The sequence below is a fragment of the Janthinobacterium sp. EB271-G4-7A genome (genome assembly GCF_020858075.1).
Lineage (GTDB): Bacteria > Pseudomonadota > Gammaproteobacteria > Burkholderiales > Burkholderiaceae_D > Janthinobacterium > Janthinobacterium lividum.
In genome coordinates this window covers 2,764,707-2,777,250 of the sequence record NZ_JACYMI010000001.1, presented here as the reverse complement: position 1 = coordinate 2,777,250, position 12,544 = coordinate 2,764,707, and the positions used below count along the sequence as shown (strand labels likewise).

The following is a 12,544-nucleotide window of genomic DNA, read 5'->3' as shown; positions in this document are numbered from 1 at the left end:
CCCCCTCCAAAAAAACGCCGGCTCCGTCCGGCGTTTTTTCATGCCCCGGCCCGTGTCACTGTATCGCCAGCTGCCGCCCGCCCGTGCCTTCCTTCTTCGGCAAGTCGAGCAGCAACACGCCATTTTCATAGCGGGCCTGCGCGCAGGCCTCGTCCACTTCATGCTGCAGCACGAAGCTACGGTATTGCTGGCCGTACTCGCGTTCACTGCGCACGACCTTGCCTCCGCCGTCGCGCGTCACCCTTTCATTCTTGAGTTCGGCGCTGATGGAGACGCGGTTGCCGTCGATGGAGACCTTGATGTCTTCCTTGTTGACGCCTGGAATGTCCGCCTGCACCAGATAAGCTTGCTCGGTTTCGGCAATGTCGACACGCATGCGTCCATTGCCCACGTCGCGCGCGCGCAAGGCGGGCAACAAGAAGTCGCGCATCATGTCTTCCATGTCGCTGAACGGGTCAAAACGCCCCAAGGGGTTGAGCGCATCGCGCTGTATCAAATGATTGGCCATGATGTCCTCCTGCATGGGCTCTGGCTTGCACACGGCGGCCGTCCGCAAGAACGCCACCACCTCCTGCATCTTAGGATGGCAACAGCCAATCTCGTTGATCTGTCTCAATCGTGGCCAACTTGATTTTTCCTTGACTTTCATCCGTGCGCTACCACGCTTTACACAGTCTTGTAAGTCGGAAATTGTCCCCAAGGCTGTTATGCTAGCGCACGCTATGCTTGACCACCAGAAAGCTTGCATTTCAATTAAAATTGATTTTTTCGCGACAGCCTTATACGGACATGATGAATACCAAGACCCCGATCGATTCCTTCAGCTTTCGCCGCATCCTCGCCCGCAATGTCACCTTGCCGTTGGTCATCGGGGTCATCACGGCCCTCGTGTTTGTCGGCCTCATCGCTTACCTGCTCTCGGCCCTGCGCTCGGTCGAGCATTCCGAACGGGTGATCGGCAATGCCAATGAAGTCATGAAGTTGTCGGTCGACCTGGAAACAGGCATGCGCGGCTACCTGCTGACGGGCGACGAAACGTTTTTGGCGCCATATAAATCGGGCAAGGCGAAGATCGCCGTCGAAATGACCACCCTGCTGGAACTGGTATCCGACAGTCCCATCCAGGTGGACCGCTTGCGCCGCATCCGCGCGCTGCAAGGCCAATGGCTCGATTACGCCGAAGGCGTGATCGCCCAGCGCCGCAGCAACCAGGAATTCCTCGCGCGCGTGCGCCAGGGTGAAGGCAAGCTGGAATTTGACGAAATCCGCCGCGAATTCCTCACTTTCCTGTCCATGGAACAGCGGCTGCGCCAGGAAAGGGCCGATACGGCCGAAAGCCGCACCATGCTGGCCGTGGTCGTATTCCTCGTCCTCAGCCTGGGATTGTCGGGCCTGCTGGCCTATCTGGGACGGCGCGAACTGCTGCGCCTGTCCGATATCTACAACGATGCGCTCGAACAGCGCAGCAAGGACAACGACGTTCTGCAGGAGCAAGCCTGGCTGCGCACGGGGCAGACGGAACTGGCGGCGCACACGAGCGGCCAGCTGGGCCTGCCGCAGCTGGGACGGCATGTGCTGGACTTCCTGGCCCACCGCCTCGACGTAGCCGTCGCCACCCTGTACGTCGTCGACGAGGATGGCAGCCTGCGCCGCACGGCCGTGTACGGTTTCAACGACCAGGGCGTGAAGGACAAGCAAGTCTTCAAGCTGGGCGAAGGCCTGGTGGGCGAGACGGCGCGCGAAAAACGCCTCAAGCATATACGGCAGGTGCCCGACGATTACCTGACCGTGACGTCAAGCCTGGGCCGCGGCACGCCGCTGGAACTGGTCTTGACGCCAGTCAACAATGAAGGCGCCGTCAACGGCGTCATCGAATTGGGCTTTACGCATCCCGTCAGTCCCCGCGCCAAGGAATGGCTGAACCTGATTGCGGCGAATATCGGCACCTCGCTGGAAGCGGCCCTGTACCGCCAGCGCCTGCAAAATGTGCTGGAAGAAACGCAGCAACTGAATGAAGAACTGGAAGTGCAGCAGGAAGAACTGCGCACGGCCAATGAAGAGCTGGGCGAGCAGTCGCGCGTGCTGGAACAGTCGCAAGCCCACCTGGAAGAGCAAAAGGCGGCGCTGGAGCAGTCGAACGAGCAGCTGGCCGTGCAGGCGCTGTCGCTGGACCAGAAAAACATGGCCATCGGTGAGGCGCATGCCCAGCTGGAAGCCCGCGCCGAAGAACTGCAGCGGGCCAGCCGTTACAAATCCGAATTCCTGGCGAACATGTCGCATGAGCTGCGCACGCCGCTGAACAGCTCGCTCATCCTGTCGAAACTGCTGTCGGACAATACCAGCGGCAACCTGACGCCGGAGCAAGTGACCTTCGCGCAAACCATTTATTCGGCCGGCAACGACTTACTCACCCTTATCAACGATATCCTCGACATTTCCAAGGTCGAGGCGGGCAAGCTGGAACTGACGCCGGAAGCCGTTCCCTTCGACGAACTGCTCAGCAGCATGAGGATGCTGTTCGGTGCCCAGGCGCAGCAAAAGAAACTGGTATTTGACATCAAGGTGGCGCCTGACGCCCCGCCGTCATTCGTCAGCGACCGCCAGCGCCTTGAGCAAATCCTGAAAAACCTGCTGTCGAACGCCATCAAGTTCACCGATGCGGGCACGGTATCGCTGCACGTGAACACCGGTGCCGCCGGCCAGGTGCGCTTCCAGGTGCAGGATACGGGCATCGGCATCGCCGACGACCAGCAGCACAAGATTTTCGACGCCTTCCACCAGGCCGACGGCACCACCAGCCGCCGCTATGGCGGCACGGGCCTGGGCCTGTCGATTTCGCGCGACCTGGCAACCTTGCTCGGCGGCAGCATCGAGCTGGCCAGCACGCCAGGCCAGGGCAGCACGTTTACCCTCGTGCTGCCGGCCGCCATGCCGGAACGCGCGGTGGAAGCGGCGGCAGTAGCCACGGCCGCGCCGCAAGCACCCGCGGCGGCCGCCGCGGCAGCCGCGCCCAAGGCGGCGCCCGCCGCCAAGCCCGTGCCGCTGCCCACCTTCCAGGATGACAGGAATAGCGTGCCTGCTGTCAAGACCGGCCAGCGTTCCGTGCTAGTGATCGAGGATGAGCCGTCGTTTGCCGGCATCCTGTTCGACCTCGCGCATGAAATGCAATACCGCTGCCTGGTGGCGCATGGCGCCGACGAAGGCTTGCGCCTGGCGGAAGAATTCCTGCCCGACGCCATCCTGCTCGACATGGGCTTGCCGGACCGTCCGGGCTTGCTGGTCTTGCAGCAGCTGAAGGAAAACCCGCTGACGCGCCACATTCCCGTGCACATCGTCTCCGGCAACGACCAGATCCAGGAAGCCATGCAGCTGGGCGCCATCGGCTACGCCACCAAGCCGCGCACGCGCGAGCAGTTGAAGGAAGTGTTCCGCAAGCTTGAATCGAAATTCACGCAAAAAATGAAACGCATCCTGCTGGTCGAGGACGACGAACGCCAGCGTGAAAGCGTGGTGCACCTGATCAGCGACGACGACGTGGAAATCACGGCAGTGGCCCTGGGCGAGCAAGCGCTGGAATTGCTGAAAACGCAGATTTTCGACTGCATGATCATCGACTTGAAGCTGCCTGATATCCAGGGCAACGAATTGCTCGAACGCATGGAACATGAAGAGCTGTGCTCGTTCCCGCCCGTCATCGTCTACACGGGCCGCAATCTGAGCCGCGAAGAAGAAGCGGACCTGATGAAGTATTCGCGTTCCATCATCATCAAGGGCGCCCGCTCGCCCGAGCGCCTGCTCGACGAAGTCACCCTCTTCCTGCACAAGGTGGAGTCCGAACTGTCGAGCGAGCGCCAGGGCATGCTGCAGCAGGTGCGCAGCCGCGAACGCGTCTTTGAAGGGCGCAAGATTTTGCTGGTGGACGACGACGTGCGCAATATCTTCGCCCTGACGAATGCGCTGGAACAGAAAGGCGTGGTGGTGGAAATCGGCCGCAACGGCTTCGAAGCCATCAGCAAGCTCAACAGTGTGGACGATATCGACCTCGTGTTGATGGATGTTATGATGCCGGGCATGGATGGCCTGGAAGCGACGCGCTTGATACGCGCCGACGGCCGCTACAACAAGCTGCCCATCATCGCAATCACGGCCAAGGCCATGAAGAACGACCAGGAAGAATGCCTGCAGGCGGGCGCCTCCGATTACCTGGCCAAGCCGATCGACCTGGACCGCCTGTATTCGCTGCTGCGCGTATGGATGCCGAAGATGGAACGCATCTGATGCAACATCGCCTGCGCCACCGGCCTCTGCTGCGCCATCGATTGGAGCGTCACTGATGTCGCTGCGTTACACGGATGCGCAACTGCAGGCGCTGATGGAAGCGATCTATCAGCGCTACAGCTATGATTTTCGCGACTACTCGCTGCCCTCGCAGCGGCGCCGCCTGAATCAGGCGCTCGAACGCTTCCATTGCGCCGACTTGCCCGCCTTGCAGCAACTGGTGCTCGGCGATGCGGCCGCCTTTGGCAAGCTGCTGCAGATTTTGACTGTACCGGTCACGCAAATGTTCCGCGACCCGGCGTTTTTTCTCGCCTTGCGCGAACAGGTGGTGCCCGTGCTGAAAACCTACCCGTCGCCGACGATCTGGGTGGCCGGCTGCTGCACGGGCGAAGAGGCGCTGTCTCTGGCCATCGTGCTGCACGAGGAAGGCTTGCTTGAACGCAGCACGATTTACGCCACCGACATCAATCCGCAAGCGCTGGCCACGGCCGCGCGCGGCGTCTATCCGCTGCACCGGCTCGATGAATATGGCGCCAACTACCTGGCCGCCGGCGGCCTGGGCCAGCTGGCCGACTATTACACGGTCGAGCATGTCACTGCGCGTTTCCAGCAGCACCTGCTCGACAGGATCAACTTTGCCGACCACAGCCTGTCCACGGACAGTGTTTTTATTGAAACGCAATTGATTTGCTGCCGTAACGTGCTGATTTACTTCAACAAAACCTTGCAGGAACGGGCCCTGGGCCTGTTCCACGACTCGCTGTGCCACCGGGGTTTCCTGGGCCTGGGCAGCAAGGAAAGCACGCATTTCACCCGCTTTGCCGCCGACTTCGAGCCATTGCCGGGTCCCGAAAAGCTCTACCGCAAGCGTGCGCCGTCGCACGCTGCTTCCCACTACGCTGGACGGCAAAGCCATGCCAGGAATGAAACATGATGAATGAAACAAGCACCAAACTGCTGATCGTCGACGATTTGCCGGAAAACTTGCGCGCGCTCAATGCGCTGATCCGCGAGAGCGACCGCAGCGTCTACCAGGCATCCTCGGGCGAAGAAGCGCTGGCCCTGCTGCTGGAGCACGATTTCGCGCTGGCCATCCTCGACGTGCAAATGCCGGAAATGGATGGTTTTGAACTGGCGCAATTGATGCGCGGCACGGAAAAAACGCGCCACATTCCCATCGTCTTCGTCACGGCGGCCGGCAAGGAAATGAATTTTTCCTTCCAGGGCTATGAAAGCGGCGCCGTCGATTTCCTGCACAAGCCGCTCGACATCAATGCCGTGCAAAGCAAGGTCAATGTGTTCGTTGCCCTGCACCAGCAGCGCAGCGAAACGCGGCGCCAGGTGCAGGCGCTCGAGCACAGCCGCCTGCAGCAGGAAGCGCTGCTGAAGGAATTGCGCGCCACCCAGGCGGAACTGCAGCGCTCGCTGCGCCTGCGCGACGAATTCATGTCCATGGTGGCGCACGAACTGCGCACCCCATTAAATACGTTATTCCTCGAGACGCAGATGCGCACCGTCAACCTGGAACGGGGCAACTTGGCCGCCTTTGAACCGGAAAAGCTGGGCAAGATGGTGGCGCGCGACGGGCGGCAAATCCGCAGCATGGTGCGCCTGATCGACGACATGCTCGACGTCTCGCGCATCACCAGCGGCAAGCTGTCGATCCGCCGCGAAGCCGTCGACCTGACCAGCCTCGTGCGCCGGGTGGCGGACGACCTGGCGCCGTATGCGGCCACGACGGGCAGCGTGCTGGAAGTGATGGCCTTCGAACCCATCCAGGGTTTCTGGGATGCCTTCCGCGTCGAGCAAATTGTTGTCAACCTGATCAGCAATGCCGTGCGCTACGGCCAGGGCCAGCCTGTGGAAATCAGCCTGGCGCACACGCAGAACAGCGCCGTCATCGAAGTGCGCGACCATGGCATCGGCATCAACGCGCGCGACCAGGAACGCATTTTCGATGCCTTCGAACGCGTCATCCACCAGGACCGCACTGGCGGCCTGGGCCTGGGCCTGTTCATCACCAAGCAACTGGTCGATGCGCACGGCGGCGCCATTACCCTGCAAAGCCAGCCCGGCAATGGCGCCCTGTTCAGCGTCACCCTGCCGCTGGCCGGAAGCTGAGGCCCGCATGACCAGCTCCCCTGCCACCAGCAGCCAGGCCGGCGCCAGCGGCGTCGCCTTTTTGCTGCAACTGGAGCGCCGGCTGCGCCTGCTGCAAGACACGGGCGAGATCCTTTCCCTGTCGGCGCAGCTGCTGGGGCAGCGCCTGGGCGCCCAGCAAGTGGCCTGTTTCGATATCGACCAGGCACTGCAGTGCCCCACCCTCCAGCATGCGTGGAGCGATGGCCTGGCGCCGGGCGCCGCCGGCGAGTATTTCCTCGGCGATTACGCGGCAGGCCTGGCCGAGGCACTCGGCGCGGGCCAGGCGCTGGCCGTCAGCGATGTGGCAAGCGACCCGCGCACGGCCATGCCGGCCGCACTGGCCACGTTTGCGCGGCTGGGCATCCGTGCCTTCCTGAACATTCCCATTGCCAAGGATGGCCAGCTGGCTGCCCTGTTCGTCGTGCACAGCCGCACGGCGCGCCTGTGGCATGCGGACGAAATCGAACTGGCCGTGCAAGTGTCGGAACGGGTCTGGTCGACCATTTTGCGGGCCCAGGCGGAAGCGCGGCTGCGCACCCTCAGTGCCAGCATGGAAACGCAGGTGGCCGAACGCACGCGCGAGTTCGGCCGCACCTGGAACGTCAGCCCCGATTTGCTGGGCGTGCTCAACCTCGACGGCTATTTCGAACATTCGAACCCCGCCTGGCAAGCCACCCTGGGCTGGTCGGCAGAGGAAATCCGCACGACAAAGTTCCTGGAACTGATCCATCCCGAAGACTTGCCGCGCACGCATGCGGCCTGGGAGGCGGCCAACCAGGGCCAGCCTGCCTTGCGCTTCGAAAACCGCTACCGCCACAAGCTGGGCGGCTGGCACTGGCTGTCGTGGGTGGCCGTGCCCGAGGGCGACAAGGTGTATTGCAGCGCGCGCGACATCACGGTGGAAAAGAAGCTGGAAGCGGACCTGGCCGCGCGCAACAGCGAGCGCGAACGGCTATGGCGCAGCGCGCAAGACCTGATGGTGGCCATCGATGCCGAAGGCTGCTTCGCCGCCGTCAACCCGGCCGCCGGCGCCATCCTGGGCTGGCTGCCCGAGGAAATGCTGGGCCGCAGCATCTTCGATTTCGTGCTGCCCGAGGACGCCGCCGCCACGCGCCAGGCCTTGCTGCAGGTCGGCAAGGAATCCATGCCCAGCTTTGAAAACCGCTACCGGCACCGCGATGGCGGCCACCGCTGGCTGTCGTGGGTCGCGGCGCCCGAAGGCGACCTGGTGTTTGCCACCGGGCGCCATGTCACCCTGGAAAAAGAGGCACAAAACACCTTGCACAGCATGCAGGAATCGTTGCGCCACAGCGAAATGGCCCTGCTGCAATCGCAAAAACTCGAAGCGCTGGGCAAGCTGACGGGCGGCGTGGCCCATGATTTCAATAACGTCCTGCAAATTATCTCCGGCAATCTGCAACTGCTGCAGCTGGGCCTGGACGACGACCCGCTGGCCGCCAAGCGTATCGCCAGCGCCTCTGCCGCCGTGGAACGGGGTGCCAAGCTGTCGGCCCAGTTGCTGGCCTTTGCGCGGCGCCAGCCATTGAAACCGCTGGTGACGGACCTGGCGCAACTGCTGCGCGCAACGGAAGAGCTGCTGCGGCGCGCCACCGGTGAGACCATCGAAACGCGCTTGCTGCTGGCCGACAATTGCTGGCGCGCCCTGGTCGACCCGCACCAGCTGGAAAACGTTATCCTCAACCTGGCCATCAATGCGCGCGACGCCATGGATGGCCAGGGCCAGCTGACCATCGAACTGAGCAACTGCGTGCTGGGCAACGACTACGCGGCCCGCCATGCGGACGTGACGCCCGGCGACTACGTGCAGCTGGCCGTCTCGGACACGGGCACGGGCATTCCGGCGGAGTTGCTGGACAAGATTTTCGAACCATTCTTCACGACAAAAAAGGAAGGCGAAGGCACGGGGCTGGGCCTGTCCATGGCCTACGGTTTCCTGCGCCAGAGCGGCGGCCACCTGACGGTGGACAGTTTACCGGGCCATGGCAGCACCTTCCGCATCTATCTGCCGCGTTCGCTTGAAGCGGAAACGGAACTGCCGCTGCAACTGGGCGGCCCCGTGCTGGGCGGCAAGGAAACCATCCTTGTCGTGGAAGACGACGTGCAGGTGCAGACGACTGTGGTGGACATGCTGCGCGGCCTCGGCTATGTCGTGCTGCGCGCCAGCGATGGCGAAAGCGCGCTGGCCATCATCGGCAGCGGCGTCCCCATCGACCTGCTGTTTACGGACGTGGTGATGCCGGGCAAGGTGGCCAGCACGGCACTGGCGCGCCAGGCCCGCGCGCTGCTGCCGCAGCTGGCCGTGCTGTTTACCTCGGGCTACACGCAGGACGCCATGATGCAGGGAGGCCGGCTGGAACCGGGCGTCGAATTGTTGAGTAAACCCTACCGGCGCGAAGACCTGGCGCGGCGCATCCGCCACTTGCTGGCCAATGGCCGCCACGTGACGGCCCTGCACCAGTACCGCGCGCAGCTGGCGCCGCAGTCTCCCACGCCCGCGCAATCGGAGGCGCGACATATCCTGTTGGTGGAAGACAATGCGGACGCGCGCGCCATGACGGGCGAGCTGCTGGACATGCTGGGACACACGGTGCTGGCCGTGGGCACGGCCGAGGAAGCCTTGCCCCTGCTGGGCACGCCGGGACTGGAGCTGTTGCTGACCGATATCAGCCTGCCGCAGATGTCGGGCGTCGAGCTGGCCGAGGTCGCGGTGCGCGACCATCCGCGGCTGGAAGTGGTGTTTTCCACCGGCCATGCGCCAGCCAATTCCGGCGTGCTGGACCCGCAGGCGCGCTTCCTGGTGAAACCATTTACCATGGAACAATTGCAGCAAGCCCTGCTGCCGCCGGACTAACCATCTAGTAAACGTCGAGCCGGCGCGCCTTCAGTGCGCCGGCCAGCTCTTCCAGGCCAAACGGCTTGCGCAGGAAGCGCGCGCTGGCGTCCTGCATCAGGCTGGCGCCCCAATCATGCCCGGAAGCAAATACCACTTCCAGCTGCGGCCAGTGCGCGCGCGCATGGCGCGCCAGTTCCAGGCCGGACATGGTGGGCAGGCTGATGTCCGTCACCAGCACGTCCAGGCCCGGCAAGGCCAGCAGGGGCAAGGCTTCCTCCGCGCTGGACACGCCGTGCACGGTGTGACCCAGCATATTGAGCATTTCCGTCGTCATTTCGCGTGCATCGTCATTATCTTCCACCAGCAGGATGCGCCGCCCGGACGGGTCGGGCGCGCCCACCAGGCGGCGGTCGGCCAGCAAATGGCGGATGCGCCGCGCCAGGTCTTCGCGCTGGTAGGGCTTGCTCAACAGCTCCACGCCCGGGTCCAGCCGCCCGCCCTGCATGATGGCATTGTGCGTGTAACCCGAGGTAAACAAGATGGCCAGCTCCGGCAGCAGCAATTTGGCCTGCTGCGCCAGCTCCTTGCTGCTGACGGGGCCCGGCATCACCACGTCTGTAAACAACAGGTCGATGGCCACGCCTGTGCCCAGCAGGGCCAGCGCCGAGGCGCCGTCGTCCGCATGCAGCACGTCGTAGCCGAGGCCGCGCAGCATGTCGACCACGGTATGCTGCACAGGAGCATCGTCTTCCACCACGAGGATGGTCTCGCTGCCGCCCAGCACGGGGCCCGTCAGGCCTGGTGGCGGCTCGGCCAGCGTTTCCAGCGAACGGGGCAGGTAAATCTTGAACGTCGTGCCGGCGCCCGGTGCGCTGTGCACCTTGATGTGGCCCGCGCTCTGGCGGATGAAGCCGTAGGCCATGGACAGGCCCAGGCCCGTGCCCTCGCCTTCGCGCTTGGTGGTGAAGAAGGGCTCGAATATCTGGTCGATCACGTCGCGCGCCATGCCATGGCCCGTGTCGGTGATGGTCAGCAGCACGTATTGCCCCTCCAGCACGTCCGCATGCCGGCTGGCGTAGGCGGCATCGAGCGTGACATTACTCAAGGTAAAAGTCAGGCGCCCGCCCTTCTGCATCGCGTCGCGCGCGTTGATGGCCATGTTCAGCAGCACGTTTTCCATCTGGTTCGGGTCGACCAGGGTATGCCACAAGCCTTCGCTGATGAAGGTTTCCTCGGCAATCGCTTCGCCCAGCGCGCGCCGGATCAGCTCATGCATGCGGCGCAGCAAGCGCCCCAGGTCCGTCACCAGCGGCCGCAAAGGTTGACGCCGCGCAAAGGCCAGCAGTTGCGACGACAGCTTGGCGCCCCGCTCGACGGCCGATGCGGCCGAAGCGAGGCGCCTGGCCGCCTGCGGATTGTCGGCCACCGTCAGTTTCAGCAGCTGCAGATTGCCGGAAATGATTTGCAGCACATTATTAAAATCGTGTGCCACGCCGCCCGTCAGCTTGCCGATCGATTCCAGCTTTTGCGCCTGCAATAAGGCTTGCTCGCTGCGCACCAGCGCCAGCCGCGCCTCTTTTTCATCGGTGACGTCGCGGCCGATGGCGTGGATCAGCTTTTGCGCCGGCACGGCCGTCCAGGAAATCCAGCGGTAGCCGCCATCGCGGCGCCGGTAGCGGTTTTCCATGCGCAAGGTAGGCGCGCCGTGGGCCAGGCGCGACAAGTCCTTCAAGGCGGCCATGCGGTCGTCGGGATGCACGAGGCTGATGAAATCCATGCCCAGCGACTCGATTTCCGGCCGGTCCAGGATCTGGCTCCAGGCGGGATTGACGGCGATGATCATGCCGGCCAGGTCCGCCACCAGCATGATGTCGGTCGACAGCCGCCACATGCGGTCGCGGTCGGCAGTGCGGTTGGCCATTTCCACTTCCAGCGAGGAATTCAGGTAAGCCATCTTTTCCAGCACGTTCTTCTGTTCCTGCACGTCCGTATTCGTGCCCACCCAGCGCAGCACCGTGCCCGCCTCGTCGAACAGGGGCAAGGCGCGCGCCAGGAACCAGCGGTAGGCGCCGTCGCTGGCGCGGCGCATGCGGAACTCGTGTTCATAGGCGCTGGCGGTAGCGACGGCCCGGTCCCAGCTCTGCTGGGTGGACAGCATGTCATCCGGATGCACGCAGTGGCGAAAACCGCTGGTGACCAGCGACTTCAGCGATTGCCCCGTATATTCGCAGACCTGCTCGTTGACCCAGTAGGTGGCGCCGCTACCATGCGCCAGCCAGGCCTGGTTGGGCATGGTGGACGCGAGCGAACGGAACTGCGCTTCGCTGTCGAGCAAGGCATTGCGCGCCTGCCAGTGCTCGTCGATATCCTCGCACGAGCCATACCACTTCACGGGCTGGCCCCGCTCGTCGAGCCGGCAGTAGGCGCGCGAATGCACCCAGCGGTACTGGCCGTCCTGCCGGCGCACGCGCATTTCCTGGTCGAAAGGTTGACCACTGCCCACCGCTTCGCTCCAGGCCGCCAGGGAATAGGGCACGTCCTCGGGGTGGATGGCGTCCAGCCAGCTGGTGCCCAGGCCGTTGCCGCCCGTCCATTCGCGCCAGCGCTGCGCCACATAATCGAGCTTGCCGTCGACGTCGGCCGTCCACAGCACTTGCGTGTTCAGTTCGATGGCGTAATGGAAGTGTTCGCGGCTGTCGTGCAGCGATTGTTCCAGCTGGCCCCGTTCGATGACATGCGCGGCCACGCGCGCGGCCAGCGCCAGCAATTCGATCTCGGGTTGCGTGGGATGGCATGGCGCCTGGAAAAACAGGCCCAGCACGCCCAGGATATGCCCCTTGGCGCCAAACACGGGGGCGACCCAGCAGGCGCGGTAGCCGTGCAGCATGGCTTCCTTGCGTCCCGCGCTCCAGTTCACGTCGCGCGTGATGTCGCCGCAATACACGGGCGCGCCGGAAAAGGCGGCCGTGCCGAACGGGGATGGCTGGTCGCCGCCGTGGCGCAAGGCCAGGCACAGGTCTTGTGGCAGGCTGGGCGCGGACAAGCCGCAAAAGCGGTCGGCTTCGTCGATGAGCACCAGGCAGGCATGCGCGCCGCCGTCGGCCAGGTCTTGCAGCGCCTGCAACAAATGCTCCAATGCATGGGCCAGGTTGGCGCCTGCCGCGATGCTGCCCAGCGCAGTATGCTCGGCGTCCAGCAAGGAAAGAATGTTGTTTGCGTGCACCGTGTCGATAAGGGGAAAACTGATGCCCGAAATATACCATGGGGCAC

General features: G+C 63.7%; 6 protein-coding genes. 4 read left to right on the top strand and 2 right to left on the bottom strand.

Annotated elements, in window-relative coordinates:
* Window positions 1–55: 55 nt before the first annotated feature.
* Window positions 56–508, bottom strand: a complete 453-nt coding sequence (locus tag IGS58_RS12530) for an Hsp20/alpha crystallin family protein (protein WP_070279897.1) — start codon at window positions 506–508, stop codon at window positions 56–58.
* Between the two features lie 284 nt (window positions 509–792).
* Between IGS58_RS12530 and IGS58_RS12525 the strand changes: the two genes are divergently transcribed.
* From IGS58_RS12525 to IGS58_RS12510, 4 genes are read left to right on the top strand one after another with little or no spacing between them, the layout of a single operon-like run.
* Entirely contained in the window at window positions 793–4,278 is a 3,486-nt protein-coding gene (locus IGS58_RS12525; RefSeq protein WP_230521554.1) for a response regulator, read from the top strand.
* Window positions 4,279–4,333: 55 nt separating this feature from the next.
* Window positions 4,334–5,212 carry a CheR family methyltransferase gene (locus IGS58_RS12520; protein ID WP_083299652.1) on the top strand — a complete coding sequence of 293 codons (879 nt, stop codon included), beginning with the start codon at window positions 4,334–4,336 and terminating at the stop codon, window positions 5,210–5,212.
* The gene (locus tag IGS58_RS12515) at window positions 5,209–6,399 is read left to right on the top strand and encodes a hybrid sensor histidine kinase/response regulator (RefSeq protein WP_230521553.1); all 1,191 of its coding nucleotides are present in this window, start codon (window positions 5,209–5,211) and stop codon (window positions 6,397–6,399) included. Before IGS58_RS12520 ends, IGS58_RS12515 begins: the two co-directional genes overlap by 4 nt.
* Before the next feature lie 7 nt (window positions 6,400–6,406).
* Window positions 6,407–9,292 (top strand): hybrid sensor histidine kinase/response regulator, encoded by a 2,886-nt coding sequence (locus IGS58_RS12510; protein WP_230521552.1) that lies wholly within the window; start codon window positions 6,407–6,409, stop codon window positions 9,290–9,292.
* Window positions 9,293–9,296: 4 nt separating this feature from the next.
* Here the strand turns inward: IGS58_RS12510 and IGS58_RS12505 are convergent, their stop codons facing one another.
* On the bottom strand, window positions 9,297–12,497 hold the full coding sequence (locus IGS58_RS12505) for a PAS domain-containing protein (protein ID WP_230521551.1): 3,201 nt from the start codon (window positions 12,495–12,497) through the stop codon (window positions 9,297–9,299).
* Window positions 12,498–12,544 lie beyond the last annotated feature (47 nt).

What these genes read in the sequence shown, in the direction of transcription:
- IGS58_RS12530 (WP_070279897.1), bottom strand. Translation starts at nt 508, where the DNA reads ATGGCCAATCATTTGATACAGCGCGATGCGCTCAACCCCTTGGGGCGT.
- IGS58_RS12525 (WP_230521554.1), top strand. Translation starts at nt 793, where the DNA reads ATGAATACCAAGACCCCGATCGATTCCTTCAGCTTTCGCCGCATCCTC.
- IGS58_RS12520 (WP_083299652.1), top strand. Translation starts at nt 4,334, where the DNA reads ATGTCGCTGCGTTACACGGATGCGCAACTGCAGGCGCTGATGGAAGCG.
- IGS58_RS12515 (WP_230521553.1), top strand. Translation starts at nt 5,209, where the DNA reads ATGATGAATGAAACAAGCACCAAACTGCTGATCGTCGACGATTTGCCG.
- IGS58_RS12510 (WP_230521552.1), top strand. Translation starts at nt 6,407, where the DNA reads ATGACCAGCTCCCCTGCCACCAGCAGCCAGGCCGGCGCCAGCGGCGTC.